The organism is Carboxylicivirga agarovorans, assembly GCF_050589845.1.
Classification (GTDB): domain Bacteria; phylum Bacteroidota; class Bacteroidia; order Bacteroidales; family Marinilabiliaceae; genus Carboxylicivirga; species Carboxylicivirga agarovorans.
The window spans coordinates 50,972-69,944 of record NZ_JBNGPA010000009.1; the positions used below are offsets into that span (position 1 = coordinate 50,972).

Below are 18,973 nucleotides of genomic sequence, written 5' to 3' on the forward strand. Positions count from 1 at the left end.
CAATATCACCTGATTATTTTTGGTATGAATTAACACGGGAAGAATTGATACATGTTAATAGTGCTATTGAAGCAAATAACCGTGAATTGTGGGAAATTGCAAGAATACAGGCATACCACACTGTACTACCACATATTGATAGTAAAAAAATAAAGAATTTCACACCTCAAAAATTTATGCCTTTTGAATGGGATAAATACAATAAACGCTTACAAGAAGTAGTGAAAAAGATTGAACTATCAAGAGAAGAAAAATTAAAAATCATGCACCGTTTAACATCAGCTAAATCAACAGGTGAAGTTTTTAATTTTTAAAAAATAATCCCTAGTGAATTGGCAGGAAGCATTGAAACACGTATAGCCTTGCGTGGAGATGTGAAAGATGTACTCTCTAAAATGAACACCTTTCACAATAGGGTAAATAGAGGTAATCAAAAAATACAAAACTCATTCAAAACAACAAATACACTCATTACAAAAATGGGTGGTTTGATGGGTGGTTTAGCATTAGCATCATCTTTTAAAAAACTAATAAATACAGCAGGTTCATTTGAGAATGCAATGAGTCGTGTTCGTGCGATAACAAGAGCATCAGATGATGATTTTCAGTTATTAAGAAACGCAGCGTTAGAAATGGGTAGAACTACCATCTATTCATCTTCACAAGCAGCACAGGCATTACAAGAGTTAGGTATGGCAGGTTTAGATGCTAATCAATCAGTATCAGCCTTACCACAGGTATTACAATTAGCATCAGCAGGTCAATTACAATTAGCTGATGCAGCAAACATTGTAACAGGTGTAATGAAGGGTATGAATTTAGAAATATCCGATACACAAAGAATAAATGATGTATTAGCAGCAGCATCAACAGCAGCAAAAACAGATATTACATCACTTGGTGAAGCATTTGCAAATGTATCATCAACAGCATCAGCATTAGGTGTATCATTAGAAGATACCACAACATTAATATCAACAATGGCTAATGCTAATATTTCAGGAAGTGAAGCAGGTAATGCTTTAAAATCAAGTTTGTTAAGATTAGCAGCACCAACAGTAGAAGTTGCAGAATCATTAAATGAAGTTGGTATATCTGTTAATGATATGGCTAACTATATCAATAATGGTGATATAATGGGTTTTTTTGAACAGTTGCGTGTTTCAATGGCTAATATGTCAACATCTGAAAAAGGTGCAATTTTATCGGGTTTATTTGGTAAACAACAAGCAGGTAAAATGGCAGCTATTATTGGTGCTACACAAGAACAAGTAGACCAACTATCAAACTCTATATCAAACTCAAAAGGTTTTACTGAACAAATGGCTAATGATGGTATTGGTTCATGGCAAAAAGCAACCAAATTATTAGAATCAGCCGTTGAAGGATTATTAATTAAATTAGGTGATGGTGGTTTATTAGGCGTTGTTACTAAATTTATTAATAACCTATCATCATTTGTTAGTTGGATAACTAATTTAACAGGTTCATTTGATTCATTAATACCTGTTGCTTATGGTGCAGCAACAGCAATAACAGTGTTATATGCATCATTAACAGGTGGTTTGAGTGCTATTGTAACAGCCGTTAGTGTAGCAGTCGTTGGTATTGTGACATATTGGAATGATATTATTAAGGCAATAGAAGGTGGTATTAATGCAATAATTGATTTTGCTAATAAATCAACCATATTAAGAACTGCATTTGTAGTTGCAGCAGAATACATTAAGTTCTTTTATGAATCAGTTAAAACATATTTAGGTTTCATAGTTGAATATTTTAAAACACTTGGTACAGTAATATTTAAAGTGTTTGAAGCAGCTTGGAAAAAAGTTAAAAGTTTATTTACAGATGATGATTATTCGTTCGTTGATAATATTACTAATGAATTTAAAAGTGCATTTGATAATATACGAAATGAAGCAAAAGAAAGTGCTGAACACCTACAAAACCAATTAACTACAGCAGTTCAAAATGTTGCAGATGCTTACAATGGTAAAGAAATTGCCCATGTAAAATTAGGTTTAGCAACAACATCAACTAATGTTTCAAAACCATCAACTAATGATAACAAAAAAATAAATAGTGGATGGCAGGCAGGTGATGATTTTGATTTTGAATTTGAAGATTTAAATGAAGAATTAGAAATAGTTGATACTAAATTTAAAAAACTACAAGAAACAGCAGAGCAGGTTGGTAATTCAATTTCAAATGTGTTTAACCAAACAGGGAATAAAATAGTTTCGTCATTAGAATTAGCAGAAGATGGAATGGATGGTTTTAAGAGCACATTACTAAAAACAACTATTGAATTATTATCAATGTATTTAGCGAGTGCATTGTCAGCAGCAATTAGTGGTGGTGCAGCAGCAGGTGCAAGTACAGGACCTGCTGCAATTGCAACAACACCCGCTTTTATAGCAACACTAACAGGTGGTGTGCTTTCAGCATTCGCAGCTATCCCAAGATTTCAATACGGTGGGATGGTAGGAAATGCACGTTATCATGGTGACAATGTGGTTGCAAGACTTAATGAAGGGGAAGGTGTGCTCACACGTCAAGGTGTAGCAAATGCAGCAGCATTATATAATAGTACATCAGATAATGGCGTTCAAACCATTAGAGTAATAGCAAAAGGTGATGATTTAGAGGGTGTTGCTGAATATCGCAACCAAAAAATAAGACGTTTTTAATAATGGCATATGGTCTTAAATTATATTATGAATGGACTTCATTTACAGGAATACACAACAGGGTAGAAATCAGAGATAAAGATAAAGCAGATGATACAGGTGCAATACAAGCTATTGCACTTGATAACTGTTTAGAAATCGAATACCCGAAAAAGAAATTGTGTTATGAACCTATTCGTTCATGTGGTGCAACATTATTTTTTGAATATCGTGGTGCTGAAGGTGTCTTAAATGACTTTTTTACACCTGATTTACAAAAGTTTAAAGTAATCCATTATCAGGAAAGTAATGTTAATTTTCTTGGATTTCTAAATACAGAGATGTATTCAGAAAATTTTGAAACTAATACAGAAAATGGTGTTGAAGTATCATTAACAGCGAATAATGGTTTATCTATTTTAGATAGAATGAATTACATACAATCAGGTGGTACATTTTATTATGGTGTTGACAACTTCAAAACCTTATTAGAAAGGGTAATAAATGCAACAGATTTAGAGTATCAAAACCTTTATATCAAAAACCTTTCAGATATAACAATTGATGGTGTTGTTAAGTCAAATTATTTAGAAGAATTACACATCAACAATAGTAATTGGATAGATGAAGATTTTGAAACGGCAACTATGCGTGATGTACTCGAAAATATGTTATTGGGTACAGGTCTACAGCTCTTTACAATAGAGGATGATATTTATATTTTACCAATAAACCTACAAGCAACAGCATCAGCAACTAATTCTTTCTATCACTATACTTTACCAAGTATGACCAAACAAACTAATGTTAGTATTGATTTATCTGCATTAGAAATTGATGATATTGGATTTTATAAAGGTGGTCAAAGTGTTAGTTATCAAACAGCAATAAATAGTCAAGAAATAGAATTTGACCCATATAGTATTGATGATGATGTAATAAATGGTGAAATAGATGAAGATGATTTATTTATAACTAATACAGGTTCAGAATCATTTGGTAGTGGTGACTATGCTTGGACTAAAGAATATTATTCTGAACACTCGAATTTTGTTACTAACCCAAATCAAACTACATACCCTGCAAAATTTGTAAAAGCATTTAAAACGAACGAACCAACGAAGAATAAGAATTACATTGATATTAAAAGTTATGCAATGACACCATTAGGTTCATATAATTGGGCGGTTGAATCTAAACCTGTACCTATTTATGTAATCAATGGTTCAAAGCTCTTAATCAATATTGAAATGTATTTACAATGTAAGGATAATTGGGAAGGTGACCCTGATGATGAAAGTGGTACGAACTTAAATTTTGGTTTTTTAGAATACGGTTGTGAAATCTACATTAGGTCAGGTAATTATGCATATAATAAGAATACTAAAAAGTTTGATACCTACTTTGATGCTTCATTAAATCTTGGGTATCCTGGTACCTCTAACCGTGAATGCTTAATTCAGGCGCATGATGCAACAGCAACAGACTATACACCATACAATGGATTTGATGAAACATTTACAACTCACAACATTATAGAATTTGATTATGATTCAGGTATTGATGTTGATAACAATATTGTGGTTGGAATAACACCACGTAGAAATGGTTATTTATCAGCAGTTGACTATGCACGAATCTATGATATTAAAATTTCAATTTTCGATGAAACAGCAGATAAATATGGTGTTGATTTATCCGAGTTAGTTAAATCATCTGAATTAGAATTAGATGCACTATACAAAAATAAGGGTAAGAAGATAGAATTAAATTGTGGTACTATCTTAAAAGAACCTGATTTTAAAGTAAATAACCCAAATCAAAGAGGTGCTTTTTTATGGTCAGATGATGGTGTAAACTTCACACCAATAGAGAAGTTTAAAAAAGGTACAGATTTAAATGATTCTGAATATTTTGTATTGAATCAGGTTATAAAAAACTATGAAACACCTTCAACAGTATTAAAAGGTCATTTTAACACATTTAATATCTTAAAACCAATAACATATAATAACTATCTACCAAGTATTAAAATGGTAGCAACAGGTGGTGTATATGACTACTACAATGATACTTTTTCTTGTACTCTACAAGAAATAAAAACGATGTGATAATGAATGATTTACAAGAAGAAATTAAAGACTAAAGAGTTTTCAAGAAATAAAAGAATTTATAATTCAGGTGGTTCATCATCATCTTCATCTATTGGTGGTTCAGGTGTTGGTGGTTCATTTTTAGACCAATATTTTACATTTGATACGGTTAATGATATTCTAATAGCAAATAAAACTATTGCATCTGAAGGTTCATTAGTAGCATACTTAAACAATGGTCAAACACTACCAAGTATTTTTGATGATTTACCAAAAGCAAGTGCAACAGATTTTGGTGTTGTTAAGGTCGGAACAGGATTCAACGTAAATCAGGGGGTTATTAGTCTTGATTCATCAGCCGTTACACCTCAAACACTTTCATTAGTAGGTAATGATTTATCAATTAGTAATGGTAATACAGTTGATTTATCAGGTTTATCACCTGATTTAACAGGTTATGCATCTGAATCATGGGTAAATACTCAATTAACCGATTATGTAACTGACAGCTCATTAAATACAACATTAGGTGGTTATGAACCAATTATAACAACTAAAAATAGTGCATTTAATAAATCATTTAGTGGTTCAGGGAGTGCATCAACAGTTAGCCGTTCAGACCATAATCACAATACATCATATCACCCTTTAAACGGTAATACTTCAACAGCATTTAGTGTTAGTCAATTAACCCTTAAAAGTGGTGTATTTACATATGATGCTGTTGAAGATGAAATTGTGATAAATAAAAATGTTCGTATTCAGGGTAATACATTATCAGAGGGAAGTGTAACAGCATATGCAGCTAATGGTGGTTCATCAACTATATGGGATGGTGCACCGATTGCTTCATATAGTGATAAAGGTATTTTATCAGTTAATAATACTTCACCATTAACAATTACTAATGGTGTGTTATCGCTTAATTCAACAGCAATTGACCCTACATTAACACTAAATGGTAATACCTTAAATGTTAATGGTTCAAGTATTGATTTATCAAGTATTTCAACTGATTTGACAGATTATTACACCAAATCAGAAAGTGATAATAGGTATAGTTTACAAGGTGGTTCATCAACAACAGATTTTAAAGTAAGAAACTTAAATGTGTATGGTGAATTATCATTTATTAATGCCGTTGACATCCCAATTGATGATGCTTTTGTAAAGTTGAATAATGGTAATGCTTTAGTTGATAGTGGTATTAAAGTTTATAATGGTACTGATGATAAAGCACGTTTATTTTTTCAAGCAAGTACAGGTAAATGGGTATTTGGTGATGACGATGTGTATAATAAAATAGCAAGTGAAGAATGGGTATCAGCTAATTACCTTTTATCAACAGGTAAAGCAGTAGACAGTGATAAACTTGATGGTATAAATGGTAGTCAGTTTTTACGAAGTGATGTAGATGATATTAAATGGGGTAAAACTTGGTTTAACAATAATATTACAGGGCAAGATGCAAGTGGTGCAATAGCTCAATTTAACGGCTTTATTCGTACAGGTAATATCTATTTACATACAGGTGGTAATTCACCAAATAATGATAGAGATGGTGATGTTATTAGTAATAACAATGGTCAATTAGAATGGAGAAGTAATAAAGTTTGGCATTCAGGTAATGTTGGTTCAGGTAGTGGTTTAGATGCTGATACACTTGATACTTATCACGCATCAAGTTTTCCACGTAAATCTGAAAATGCTACTATAACGTCTACTTGGAAATTTAGTAATGGTTTAAAAATATCTGATAGTGTTACTACTTCACAAGGTAAGGGTATAAGGTGGCACGGTACAAGTGATGGATATGGAATTTATCAAACTACAGGTGCTTGGTCAAATCCTTATAACCAATTACGATTGCAATGGAATACAGGAATAATAATATATGGTGGTGATGATGCATACCTAAAGAGTGGTGTAATGATACCATCTAATGTAAGTATTGGTAAGGAAGAAAAACCTACAGTACCACTTGATGTTAATGGTAAAGGTCGGTTTGCAGGTCAAGATTCAGGTAAACAAATACAAATAGGTGGTTTAACGGGTGATAGAAGTACTTCAATGGGTGTTGTTACCGTTACGAATGGAAATTTACATATTGATGCAGCTACAGGTTTCAATTCTTATATCAACTACTATAATCGTTATCCAACATACATTGGTGGTAATACATACATTGGTGCTGATACAGATTCGGATAGTAGAGTATTAAAGATTACATCAAAAGCAGATGCGGGTATACAACTAATTGCTGATACTGATAATGCAACAGAAACACATAACCCTTATATCTACTTTGCACAAGATGGTGCAGGTGTAAAAGGTAATATTGGTTATAATGATACAGGTTTAGATTCAATGCAAAATACTGTAAGTAATGCTACCACTAACTCTATGATTCTTCATAATCAATCTTCTACAAATATTGAATTTGCTATAAACGGGACACGAAGAATGTATCTTAGTAATAGTGGTACACTTGATGTTACAGGTCTTATTCAAGGTAGTTATTTTAAAGCTGATGGTACAGCAGGTTTTTCTTGTGAATCGGGTAATGGTAGAGGTTATAGATTTTGGAATAGTGATAGTTATAAAATCTATATGGCGCAAGATGCTGATGCAACTTGGGGTGGTGCTTTGGTAGATGATACAGATTACCACACTTACTTTAGGATGTCAGGTACTAAAAGAGGTTGGGTTTTTCGAAATTTATCAACTACTTCAACAAATAATGGTGCAGTACTCCAAATATCAGGTGAGGGTAATTTAACAGCACGTGGTACTATTAAAGCTTATGCAACATCAGATAGAAGGCTAAAGGAAGATATAAAACCTTTATCTAATTCATTAGATGTAGTTAATAAACTGAATCCTGTTAGTTACAAATGGAATGAAAAAGGAGTTGATTTGATGTCATTGAGTGATGATAAAGTTGATGATATTGGTCTGATTGCACAAGAATTAGAAGATGTTGTACCCGAAGCAATAGGTACATTATACGATGATTATAAAGCAATCGAATATTCTAAACTAATACCACACTTAATTAAAGCAATTCAAGAACTTTCAAATGAAGTTAATGAACTAAAAAAGAAATAATTATGAATGGCGTTAAGCGAAACTAATTTAACAATTGATGATGTTAAAACAGCGATTGGTGATAATTCAAATGATGTTGGTGTTTTGTGTACATCGAATAACATCAACATGTATTCATTAAAGAAACCTGTATATCAGGAAAATAACACTGCGTCAGAATGGTATAAATCAAAAGATGGTAATTATTCACTATTAATACCATCATATAGTTATGGTCAAACTCCATCAGATTGGACTTATAATAAACCATCAGGTGGCAGTGTTGAACCGTTCGACCTTGGTCATTTCAGGGGATACAATCACAGCGGAGAAATTCCGATGGTACAACCACAATCATCAATATCTTTTAATAAGTGGTCAGATAGTTATGTAACATTTATGTTTACATTATCACCCCAAAGTGCATCAAATATAAATATGAGTGATTTAGATTATAATGGTATACCATTAGACCAAATGCATCTTGGTGTAGAAGTGAGTAAGTCAGGTGAAGCAACACAATATTTAACTGCACAAGCACCAATATCAGGTGGTGATGGTGCTGTTTTAGATTTCAACCTATCACCTTTTAATGGATGGTCAACAGGTACGGCAACGGTTAAATTTTTCTTATCTAAACTACCACGTGCACAAGGAGCAACAGAACCAACAGCAAATGAGAAATGTAATTTACCATCAGGTACAGGTACATATAGAACATGTACACTAAGTATAACTAATTCAAGTGTGTTAAGTGTTACTGACCAATGGTTAGGTAAAACAAAAACGGGTACTTTTTATGACCCAGAACAAACACCTGAAACACCTATTGTATCGGGTAGTTATGCATCTTGGAAAGTAACCATAAGAAATACTGATAGTGAATCTTATACACTCTATGACCATGATTTAGATTGGGAATTAAATCCCAATATGGCAGGTATGAACACCACTATTGATTGTAATGGAAAAATGTATAACACAAGTGGTACAGCAATCAATTCTGTATCAATTGGTGCAGGTAGTTCAACTACTATTGTTCTTTATGGTTCAGTGCTAAATTCTCAATCTACAAGTGATTGGGTTGAATCAGCGTTTAACCTTTTACACAAAGGCACACAAATAGGTTCAACATTAGCTGTTTATGAAGCAATGGCAGGTAATTATGAAGGTGGTGGAGGACCGATGTAATAAAAAATAATCCTTAATAAATTGACTAATAACAAAGAAACACAGCGTTTAGTGTTAAACTACGTTGCAATAGTATTGACTTGTTTATCAATCTTTTATTATGCTGTTGTGGAGAAAGCAACATTTAAAAATAAACTTGATAATCAGAACGCTAAAATTGAACAATTGGAAGAAGATATTAAAGAATTAGAAGCTGAAAAGGTTGATGTTCAGATATTTCAAATGATAATTGACGATTTAAAAGAAATCAAAGCTGATGTGAGGGATATAAAAAAGAATGGTAAGGGATGAAGCAGCTAATTTTAAACTTGTTATCAGGTGGTGATAAAGCTTCATCTAATCGGTTAATTGGTATTTCAGCATTTTTAATAATGATAGTGTTAATTACTCTATCATTATTTGTTTTTGATGTAAATGTTGAAATATTCAATACTTCAATATCTTATTTATTCTATTTAGTAATCATTAGTTTAGGTTATAAAGGAATTGAAAAAACAATTGGATTTTTTAAAAAATCTGATTCAAAAAAAGATGATGATGAATGATTAAAACATCAATGACTTTAGCAGGTAAAATTTTCATGATTTTATTCTTCTTTTCGCTTGGTTTGGGTGTAGGAATTTACATTTCACAACCTGATGAAATAGAGGATAATACAGGGAACAAGACCGAAATAGTAATAGAAAAAAATAAGGATGGTCAAATTATTATTGAAACTGAATCAAAACAAGGTGAAGAAGTTGATAATGATGATGATGAACCAAAGAAGAAAAAGAAATTTTGGTTATTTTAGCAGTTGATAAAATTTACAGAGTTTTCTAAAAAGAAAAGCATGATAGACAACGGTTTATCATGCTTTTTTTGTGCACATCATTTATTTAGCTTCTAATTTTTTTGCAATTTCTTTAATGGAACCAACAACACCAACAAAGTGATTTTTATCGAAATAAATGATTGTATCACCGTCATCAAATCCATTTTTAAGTTCCTTTACATGGTCTGGATTTACCATCGTAATAGTGTCATTCGTTGTTTTAAATTCTATTAGTTTCATTGATAAACGTTTAGTTAATGGTTATTTCTTTTTGGGTGTTTTACCGCTTGATGATTTTACTTTTGGGTTTGGTTGTAGACCTTTTACTAACCTACCTGTAGGTGGTTTTGGTTTGGGTTTTGAACTTGCTTGATTAGATTTTTTTTCGCTCATAGTTAATAGACTTTAAGTTAATACTATCTGATTTAGTTTTATTTTGCTCTATTTCAATTGTTGTATTCGTTCTCTGTTCTTTGAATAAAGAACTATCGTATGAGCTAATACCAAAGGGTATAGATGTTAAACCAATTGTGATTAGTGTGTAAAAAAGAAACTGTTTGGATTTATATAAATCATATGACCTTGCATCATTTATTTGTGTATTGTTATCTGCATAGGTAATATATTCACTTTCCATGTACTTAATAAACTTCCTTTCCGCTTTAGGTGGTTTCTTTTTATATTGCTCTTTTAGTTCTACATAATACTTATCAATGTCTTTCAGTAAAGCTATTTCTCTATAATCGTAGCCTTTGTGAAAGTTATTAAATGATTTAATTAAGTAGATAATTGATATAAATAAGATTATAGCACTGATTGTTACAAATGATAAAAAAAAGATTTTCAGATACAGACCATTACTATAATCAAAGCTTGTACATAAATAAACAATTGAAGCGGTTAGACCAGATAAGATACCTACAGGAATACTAACGGAGTTATTTAAAACATCACGTCTTAAATTTTCCCTTTCGTAGATAGATTTATAAAACTCTAATTTATTCATACTTAATTAGTGTGATAATCAAATATACCAAAAAAAAAAATGATACATCTTGAGTTCTTATGATAGTTTGAAATATAATTAATACATATGGTAGTTTAATTAACTATGTACAAAAAAAGCATGATAAATTTATATCATGCTTTTTTTGTACATTTACATCAATGTTAGATGTAATGATACATACGTAATTGAATAGCTAACATGATTGCAGCAATTAACAATTGTAAGAACATCACCAACGAATTGAACCACCTTGTGGTTTCAACTGTTTCTTTTAAAAATACTTTTTTTGTCATATTATTTATGATTTTAAAACGAATGACCACCTGTACCAGAGGTGGTTTTTTCGTTATTGGTTAATTACACTGTAAAGATAAGTATTATATTCTATATAGAAACATTCTAAATAGTGAATTTTTCAGTAGTTATCAACACTTTTAATCAGGTAATCAGATACTTAATATTAATATTTCATTGTATTTTTATTGCAATAAGTTTCTGAATTGAACAGTATACTTGATGAGTAGAGGATTAGAATTAAGTATTAATCAGATAGAAGGTGGTACATCAATTTGTATCACTTTTTTTCTAATAGTTTAAATTCGTGATGAGGAAAGAATCCCTTAATACAATATTCCCCTTCAAATAGTTCTTTATAATGTGTGAAATCTTTACTATCCATTTTTTTATAAAAGTTATCAAAATGTTCATGATAATCTGATAAACTTCGGTATGAGTTTTTTGTGTCGAATTTTAAAATTTCGTCAATGACTTTATAGTACATCTTTATATACTTGTAATACTCACCTAAATAGATGAATTTTACACTTTCTCCTCCTCTATTAGCCAATATCTTTAATTTACCATTGAGAAAGTCAATATGATTATCTAAAAATACGGGTTTAGGTGCATTTAGATATTCAATTAAACTATGAAGATGAAAAACAACGTATTTTCTTATCTCAAACTTCTTTACCATAAAATCTTTATCAGCACTTGATGAAATTACCTTTGAGAAGGTATTTACTAATCTCTCTATCTCTTTTGTTGGTTTTTCATCAACAGAGTATTCACCATTACTGCTATTGGGGTAAAATTCTTTGTATAAGTAATTAATGTTGTAGTTATCTATGTTCTTTATGTTCTTTTGTAAGTGTTTTTCAAACTCTTCAATGTGCTTATAATAATTAGAAAAATTATTGGTTTCACTTAGTAGTTCTATTTGTTTTCTTGATTGTTCTGAGCGAGCATATGATATAAAGAAGGCACTCCACGGAATCATAGCAGCAAGAACAGTAAAAGGCAATTTAAATTCGTCTAAAAATGTTGTATATCCTTGTGATGTAAATGAAAATTCATATTGTCCATTAAATAAGATGCCAACGAATAGGATTAAAAATAGGATGAAAATAAATATATTGGGAATATAGAACCACGGACTATGAATAATCGGTTTAGTAGTTTTCTTTTGTTCTGTGTTCATATTTGAATTAATCATTAAGGTAAAATTTCACGTTAACTTAATAAAAATTCATTAATTACAGATATTACTTCTTCAACACATCACACACCCACACAGAATTATCATCGAATTTAAATATGTAATTATCAGTTCTTATCATATCTACACCTTCAACCACATTATCAATAAATACTACTAAAATTTGATGCTGTTCGGGTAATGGTAAAATATGTTCTTTCTTTAATTGATACTTCACATCATTGTGGTAAAATTCACCATCACCACCAATAGAAAATGATGAACGTGTAGATATTACTATTCTATTATTAGTAGATATTACCATGTACCGCTTCAATATTTCCTTTTCTATTTCGGGTAGTTTTTCCCAAAAGTTAGTAATAATGATACTATCAATATCTTTGAAGTATGGGTACATCTATTTATTGAATGATTTATTACCTAATTCTATCACTTCCATATCTTTAACTTCACTTTTATCTAAAGTAAATCTTAACGCAGTTCTGACAGCGTGAAATCCTGAACGACCACAAGCACCTGAATTTAAATGTAGTAAATCGTACTTTTTATCATACATCACTTTAAGTATATGTGAATGACCTGTTATAAGTAATTTAGGAGGTTTTTTATTCAATATTTCCTTTACTTGGTAGGTGTATTTATTTGGGTAACCTCCTATGTGAATAATCATTACATCTACACCATCACATGTAAACCTTTCTATTTCATTTAGTTCATTACGTAGTTTAGCGTCATCTATATTACCATATACAGCAACAGTTGGTTTAAAACTTCTTAACTCATCTAATACACGAATATCACCAATATCACCTGCATGCCAAATTTCATCTACATCTTTGAATAATTCTTTAAGCTTTGTATCAAAATATGAATGTGTATCTGAAATTAAACCTATCCTTGTCATCTACTTTTTTCTACAAAAATAATATAATTTAATAGATGTCTGATATTTAGAAATATTCTAAATAAAACACTAAGGGCTAAATATCAATTAATTAACAGATGACACATAGAGACTACAAGGATATCCACCAATGTGCGTCATCCACACATCCACACCCTCGCACATGAATCGTTCATGGGCTTTTAACTCTTGCCTGATATCCAATCCGTCAATATTACCATAAACGGCCCTCACCGTTTTCAGTTCCTTTAATTTGTCGAGCACTCTGATATCACCAATGTCGCCTGCGTGCCATATTTCATCAACATCTTTAAATAATTCTACAAAGCGCTCATCCAGATAAGAATGCGTATCTGATAGTAAACCTATTTTAGTCATGTGAGTTCGAAATGTCGTAAATCATTGTCAAATCTACCCTATTTTTAATATTTTTAAGCAAGCAAGAGACTAAACTATGCCTATCGAACAACAATTTTTCAATCGGGATATCAGTTGGCTTTCATTTAACCACCGGGTACTCGAAGAAGCTAAAGATACAAGTCTTCCATTATTCGAACGCTTGAAATTCCTCGCTATTTACTCCAATAATCTGGATGAATTTTACAAGGTAAGGGTGGCCGAATATCGCAATGCCACGCTTCATCCCGATAGTTACCCTGATATCCCCCGGGCAGGTCAGATATTGGAAAAAATCAATACAATTGTTGGTCAGCACTGGATAGAATACAGTAAAATATTCAAAGGTGAGATACTTCCGTTGATGGAAAAAAGCGGCATTATTCTGCATCTCGATGGCTATTCTGACAAAAAAGAGCATAAAAAGTTTATTCACAACTTTTTTCATACCGAACTCATACCCTATTGCCAGCCGGTACTTCTTAATAAAGGAACCCGCAGTTTTATGCGAGACAATCGTTTATACCTTGCTGTTAAGTTGTATCGAAAAAGGAAGAAGAACGATAAAAAAAATAAGAACCGACGAGCCAGGTATGCCCTGATAAAAGTACCAACCAACGACCATAAACGCTTCATAAAGCTTCCCCGTGTTGACAACCAGTATCATTATATGTTTTTAGATGATGCCATACGCTATGGCCTGCCGGAGTTGTTTCCGGGTTATGATGTTGTTGGCAGCTGGGGAGTTAAAATTGCACGCAATGCAGACCTTGGCATTGAAGATGAGTTTTGGGGAGACCTGGTTGAAAAGATCAGGAAAAACCTGGCCCTAAGAAAAACCGGTACACCGGCAGGTTTGTATCACGACAGAGCTATACCACCCGATGTATTAAAGTTTCTGATGAAATCGTTTGATATCAAACCGATCGAATTAGTTGAAACAGGCAGTTATCAGAATTTGCATGACTTCTTCTCATTTCCAAATCCCTACTCACCAGACCTGGAATGGCAGGCGCCCGAACCGATAAAACCATTTGAGCTAGAGGAAGCAGGGTCAATGTTTGAAGCTATCAAACGCAAAGAACGGGTTTTGCACTATCCGTATCACTCATTTGACTATGTTATACAGTTTTTACGGGAAGCGGCCACCGACGAGAAAGTGGACGAAATAAAGGTAACCCAATACCGTGTTGCCAGTAACTCAGAGGTTGTGGGCGCTTTGATATTTGCAGCACACAACAAAAAGAAAGTAACTGTTTTTGTTGAAGTAAAAGCTCGTTTTGATGAAGCCAATAACCTTTACTTCGCACGACAGATGGAAAAAGCAGGTATTAAAATCATATACAGCATTCCCGGCCTGAAAGTGCACGCTAAAATGGCATTGGCTATCAGACGTGCCGATGGTGTCAGGAAACGCTCATTTGCCTACTTAAGCACCGGTAATTTTAACGAAAAAACAGCCCGCCTGTATGCCGATCATGGCTTCTTCACCTGTAACGATGCTTACCTGGATGATATGGAATGTTTGTTCAGGTACCTGGAAGATCAAAGCGTTAAGCCAAAACTCAATAAGTTACTTATCACACAGATAAATTTGCGTAAGGAAATAATGAAACGCATTAATCGTGAGATAGATCTGGCAAAAAGAGGAAAACAAGGGTACATACTTCTTAAGATGAACGGTATCCAAAACAAAAACCTGATAAGCAAGCTATACGAAGCCAGCCAGGCTGGTGTTAAAGTCGACCTGATCGTCAGAGGCATTTGCTGCCTGGTTCCAGATCAGGAATACAGCAAAAACATCAGGGTATTACGTTTGGTTGACAGCTATCTGGAACATGCCAGAATATGGGTATTTGGAAATGACAATGACACCGAGATGTTTTTATCTTCCGCCGACTGGTTGAATCGCAATATAAACCGACGTATTGAAACTGCCTTCCCTATTGAGCAAGCAGAACTAAAAGCGGAGATACTGACGATGCTTGAAATGCAGTTGGAGGATAACGTAAAGGTAAGACGCATTGACAAGCATCTGAATAATGTACCGGTAAAAAATACAGATAAACCATTAAGAGCACAACGTGCGTCTTATGAATATTTGCATCAGTTAGATAACATTATCAGAGAGGAAATGAAAGGTAAGCAGCAATTACCCTGAATCTGCCATCTGAAATTTAAAAAACTATAAACAGATGAAAACACTTATTCTGGTTCGCCATGCCAAAACTGAGCAATTGGGATATATGAGCTCGAAATCTGATTTTGAAAGAGCCCTGAAACCTCGTGGTTACAACGATACCAAACTGGTTGCAAAGGATATGATCAACAGAGATAGTAAGCCCGATTTACTGATCAGCAGCAAAGCCATGCGAGCAAAACAAACAGCTCGTTTATTTGCCGAAGAGCTTGGTATTGATAAACAAGAAATAATACTGGAGCAATTCTTATACGACGGCTACACTACCTCAGAACTATTGAGTTACCTGGAGAAATTTGACAGCACACATGAAAGTATAATGATCGTCGGGCATAATCCTGAAATCGCAATGACTGCCATCAGTCTTACCGATAGCGACTATCTGCATTTCCCTACTACAGGAACTATTGCCATTTCATTCAATGTTGACAATTGGGAAGACATTAATGCCCGTGATGGTAAAATTGAATGGTTTGTAACACCAAAGATGTTTAAGTGACCCGTTTTATTACAGCTAAAACAATCCTAGGTGGCTCAGCTTCCAGGGTTGATCCATGGTTTGGAACATCATATACCATAAATTTATACAGGGGCTGTTCTCATGGCTGTATCTATTGCGATTCAAGAAGTACATGCTATCAGATTGATAATTTTGACGACATACAGGTCAAGCAAAACTCAATCGAATTATTACATAAAGAATTGCGTTCAAAAAAAGTAAGGGCCACTATTGGGTTTGGATCAATGAATGACTGTTACATGCCCATTGAAAAGCAACTACAATTAACACGTAAGGCGCTTGAGATAGTGCACATTCATCGATTCCCCATTCACATCATCACCAAGGGAACACTGGTAACACGCGATATTGATTTAATTAAAAAAATATCACAGGTTTACGCGGCCATTTCTATTACGATAACGACCGCTGATGACAGTCTGAGCCAGCTAATTGAACCCAATGCACCTCTCCCTTCAGAACGCTTTAGTGCAATAAAAACTTTGTCGGATAATGGTATATATTGCGGAATAACCCTAATGCCCGTACTTCCATTCATAAACGACACGAAAGAAAACATAGAGCAACTGATTATTAAAGCCAAAGAGTCAGGAGCCAGATATATGATCGGAGGATTTGGACTTACATTGCGGGAAGGCAACAGAGAATACTTCTATCGGCAATTAGACAAGCAGTTCCCTGAGCTCAAACAAAGGTATATTAATACCTTTGGTGACAGGTATAATTGCCACACACAACAATCAGATAGAATATTTAATTTTTTCAAGCAGAAATGCCAGCAATTGGATATTGACACAAAAGTTCTATTCTACAACAACACTATCAACCGTCAAACAAGCCTTTTTTAAAGCTTAAAATTTTTCTGATATGGAACTTACCGACATTTACTGAGGACGTCTTAGTTTAAACCTTATCCTCAGCACACCATCAGCATAACTTGTCGAACCAAGCACAAACTCCCCTACTTCGCGGGTGTTTTTCACATGCTCTCCAATACAGGGGCAGGCATCATAAGTCCCCACCCTGACGATCCGGATCTCTTCTCCCGATGCATCCGGCAGTTTAGCTAAGTTGAATTCCTGTGATGCATCATCCCTTAACACAAGCTCCTCGGTTACATCAACATGCTGCTGCAATACTTCATTGACCTTTGTATTGACATTTCGCTCTTCTTCTACCGTTAGAGCACGATCAAAATGATAATCACATTTTGATTTTTTTCGCTCCAGGTGATTGGAGAAAGAACGATCACATCCAAATAACTGAACCATCGTTTGGTTTAAAACATGTTCAGCCGTATGCATTTCAGGGTTATATGTTTTCATTAAAATGGCTTTATGATATTTGGCAGTTTTGTCATAAGGAAAAATACAGAACCTATTAACTTATTACTCCTGAACCTATTAACTCATCATCATCGTACCATGATGCAAACTGTCCCGCTGTGATACCTCGCTGTGGTTCATCAAAAACCAGAAACATTCCATTTTCGCGACAATGCAGTACGCCTTTTTGCAGTGGCTGTCGGTATCGAATACGCAAATTCAATCGTCTCGACTCTCCCACCTTCATGGCTTGATCATCTCGTACCCAATGAATCTCATCAGGCATGATACGAAGTACTTTTCGAAACAACCCCGGATGTTGTTTACCCATCCCTGCATAAACCTGGTTATATTCCACATTGGTTCCTATAATGAACAAAGGCTCAGGGAATCCTCCAATATTCAATCCTTTACGTTGTCCTATGGTATAAAAGTGGGCACCATTATGGTCACCAATCTTCTTACCATATTTTGGATGAAACATATATGGCATTGACAACTCTTCGAGATCAGCATCAGCAGGGTTCTCAACTTCTGCTTTACTCCAGTCACGAACAAATAACTCACTGTCTTTATCTACGATGAAAACACGTCCCTTCTTTGGCTCAAGCTTTTGCTGAAGAAAAACCGGCAAATCAACCTTTCCAACAAAGCAAATACCCTGAGAATCTTTCTTATGCGCTGTCACCAGGTTTAATTCATTGGCTATGCGACGTACTTCAGGCTTAACAATGTCTCCTATCGGGAAAAGAGCTTTTGCTAATTGCTGCTGGCTTAACTGGCATAAAAAGTAGCTTTGATCTTTATTGTCATCACTTCCGGCCAATAGTCGATGTACTTCTTTTCCATCAATCACCACCGTCTCTTTACGACAGTAATGTCCTGTTGCCACATAATCAGCCCCAAGCTCAAGTGCCTTATCCATAAACACATCAAACTTTATTTCACGATTACATAACACGTCCGGATTAGGCGTTCGTCCACGTTCATATTCAGCAAACATATAATCGACTACACGCTGTCGGTAAAAGTCGCTTAAATCTACTGTATGAAACGGGATATCCAATTTCATCGCCACAGCCTTAGCATCAAACTGATCATCTAACCAAGGGCAATCTGCTTTTAAAACGCCGGTGGTATCGTGCCAGTTTTTCATAAACAGACCTATTACCTCATAGCCCTGCTCTTTTAATACATAGGCTGCTACACTTGAATCTACTCCTCCAGACAGACCGATTACAACTTTCTTCTTTTGCATTTCTTA

At 33.8% G+C, this 18,973-nt stretch carries 20 protein-coding genes; 11 read left to right on the top strand and 9 right to left on the bottom strand.

Annotated features, from left to right (window positions below):
- The first annotated feature begins 44 nt into the window (after positions 1 to 44).
- Genes ACRD69_RS11365 through ACRD69_RS11400 form a run of 8 tightly spaced genes read left to right on the top strand, consistent with a single transcriptional unit; the run spans position 45 to position 9,836 of the window.
- A complete protein-coding gene (locus tag ACRD69_RS11365) occupies positions 45 to 314 on the top strand; it encodes a death domain-containing protein (RefSeq protein WP_430815208.1) in 270 nt (89 codons plus the stop codon).
- Positions 315 to 332: 18 nt separating this feature from the next.
- The gene (locus ACRD69_RS11370) at positions 333 to 2,693 is read left to right on the top strand and encodes a phage tail tape measure protein (protein ID WP_430815209.1); all 2,361 of its coding nucleotides are present in this window, start codon (positions 333 to 335) and stop codon (positions 2,691 to 2,693) included.
- Between the two features lie 2 nt (positions 2,694 to 2,695).
- Positions 2,696 to 4,783 carry a hypothetical protein gene (locus tag ACRD69_RS11375; protein WP_430815210.1) on the top strand — a complete coding sequence of 696 codons (2,088 nt, stop codon included), beginning with the start codon at positions 2,696 to 2,698 and terminating at the stop codon, positions 4,781 to 4,783.
- A 6-nt stretch (positions 4,784 to 4,789) separates the two neighbouring features.
- Complete coding sequence (locus tag ACRD69_RS11380) at positions 4,790 to 7,873, top strand: tail fiber domain-containing protein (protein ID WP_430815211.1); 3,084 nt, start codon at positions 4,790 to 4,792, stop codon at positions 7,871 to 7,873.
- Positions 7,874 to 7,879: 6 nt separating this feature from the next.
- Positions 7,880 to 9,043: a hypothetical protein gene (locus ACRD69_RS11385; RefSeq protein ID WP_430815212.1), complete on the top strand. Its 1,164-nt coding sequence runs from the start codon at positions 7,880 to 7,882 to the stop codon at positions 9,041 to 9,043.
- A gap of 21 nt (positions 9,044 to 9,064) precedes the next feature.
- Positions 9,065 to 9,334: a hypothetical protein gene (locus ACRD69_RS11390; RefSeq protein WP_430815213.1), complete on the top strand. Its 270-nt coding sequence runs from the start codon at positions 9,065 to 9,067 to the stop codon at positions 9,332 to 9,334.
- Positions 9,331 to 9,588 (top strand): hypothetical protein, encoded by a 258-nt coding sequence (locus ACRD69_RS11395; RefSeq protein ID WP_430815214.1) that lies wholly within the window; start codon positions 9,331 to 9,333, stop codon positions 9,586 to 9,588. Before ACRD69_RS11390 ends, ACRD69_RS11395 begins: the two co-directional genes overlap by 4 nt.
- Positions 9,585 to 9,836 carry a hypothetical protein gene (locus ACRD69_RS11400; RefSeq protein ID WP_430815215.1) on the top strand — a complete coding sequence of 84 codons (252 nt, stop codon included), beginning with the start codon at positions 9,585 to 9,587 and terminating at the stop codon, positions 9,834 to 9,836. Before ACRD69_RS11395 ends, ACRD69_RS11400 begins: the two co-directional genes overlap by 4 nt.
- 81 nt (positions 9,837 to 9,917) lie before the next feature.
- Here ACRD69_RS11400 and ACRD69_RS11405 read toward each other — a convergent pair whose 3' ends face one another.
- From ACRD69_RS11405 to ACRD69_RS11435, 7 genes are all read right to left on the bottom strand, one after another.
- Positions 9,918 to 10,097: a hypothetical protein gene (locus ACRD69_RS11405; RefSeq protein WP_430815216.1), complete on the bottom strand. Its 180-nt coding sequence runs from the start codon at positions 10,095 to 10,097 to the stop codon at positions 9,918 to 9,920.
- Positions 10,098 to 10,230: 133 nt separating this feature from the next.
- Positions 10,231 to 10,863, bottom strand: a complete 633-nt coding sequence (locus ACRD69_RS11410; protein ID WP_430815217.1) for a hypothetical protein — start codon at positions 10,861 to 10,863, stop codon at positions 10,231 to 10,233.
- Positions 10,864 to 11,027: 164 nt separating this feature from the next.
- A complete protein-coding gene (locus tag ACRD69_RS11415) occupies positions 11,028 to 11,159 on the bottom strand; it encodes a hypothetical protein (RefSeq protein WP_430815218.1) in 132 nt (43 codons plus the stop codon).
- A 281-nt stretch (positions 11,160 to 11,440) separates the two neighbouring features.
- Positions 11,441 to 12,361, bottom strand: coding sequence for a hypothetical protein (locus ACRD69_RS11420; protein WP_430815219.1), 921 nt, complete (start codon positions 12,359 to 12,361; stop codon positions 11,441 to 11,443).
- Between the two features lie 49 nt (positions 12,362 to 12,410).
- Complete coding sequence (locus ACRD69_RS11425) at positions 12,411 to 12,761, bottom strand: hypothetical protein (RefSeq protein WP_430815220.1); 351 nt, start codon at positions 12,759 to 12,761, stop codon at positions 12,411 to 12,413.
- The gene (locus ACRD69_RS11430) at positions 12,762 to 13,268 is read right to left on the bottom strand and encodes a metallophosphoesterase family protein (RefSeq protein ID WP_430815221.1); all 507 of its coding nucleotides are present in this window, start codon (positions 13,266 to 13,268) and stop codon (positions 12,762 to 12,764) included. It lies immediately after the preceding gene.
- An 87-nt stretch (positions 13,269 to 13,355) separates the two neighbouring features.
- Positions 13,356 to 13,646, bottom strand: a complete 291-nt coding sequence (locus ACRD69_RS11435) for a metallophosphoesterase family protein (protein ID WP_430815222.1) — start codon at positions 13,644 to 13,646, stop codon at positions 13,356 to 13,358.
- 76 nt (positions 13,647 to 13,722) lie between these two features.
- On the opposite strand from ACRD69_RS11435, the gene ppk1 reads away from it, so the two are divergent.
- Genes ppk1 through ACRD69_RS11450 form a run of 3 tightly spaced genes read left to right on the top strand, consistent with a single transcriptional unit; the run spans position 13,723 to position 17,232 of the window.
- On the top strand, positions 13,723 to 15,825 hold the full coding sequence (gene ppk1, locus ACRD69_RS11440; RefSeq protein ID WP_430815223.1) for a polyphosphate kinase 1: 2,103 nt from the start codon (positions 13,723 to 13,725) through the stop codon (positions 15,823 to 15,825).
- 34 nt (positions 15,826 to 15,859) lie between these two features.
- Positions 15,860 to 16,363 carry a SixA phosphatase family protein gene (locus tag ACRD69_RS11445; protein WP_430815224.1) on the top strand — a complete coding sequence of 168 codons (504 nt, stop codon included), beginning with the start codon at positions 15,860 to 15,862 and terminating at the stop codon, positions 16,361 to 16,363.
- A complete protein-coding gene (locus ACRD69_RS11450; protein ID WP_430815225.1) occupies positions 16,360 to 17,232 on the top strand; it encodes an SPL family radical SAM protein in 873 nt (290 codons plus the stop codon). Before ACRD69_RS11445 ends, ACRD69_RS11450 begins: the two co-directional genes overlap by 4 nt.
- Before the next feature lie 36 nt (positions 17,233 to 17,268).
- Here the strand turns inward: ACRD69_RS11450 and ACRD69_RS11455 are convergent, their stop codons facing one another.
- Both ACRD69_RS11455 and mnmA read right to left on the bottom strand, forming a co-directional pair.
- A complete protein-coding gene (locus tag ACRD69_RS11455; protein WP_430815226.1) occupies positions 17,269 to 17,709 on the bottom strand; it encodes an alanyl-tRNA editing protein in 441 nt (146 codons plus the stop codon).
- Between the two features lie 55 nt (positions 17,710 to 17,764).
- The gene (gene mnmA, locus ACRD69_RS11460) at positions 17,765 to 18,967 is read right to left on the bottom strand and encodes a tRNA 2-thiouridine(34) synthase MnmA (protein WP_430815227.1); all 1,203 of its coding nucleotides are present in this window, start codon (positions 18,965 to 18,967) and stop codon (positions 17,765 to 17,767) included.
- Between the last annotated feature and the right edge of the window lie 6 nt (positions 18,968 to 18,973).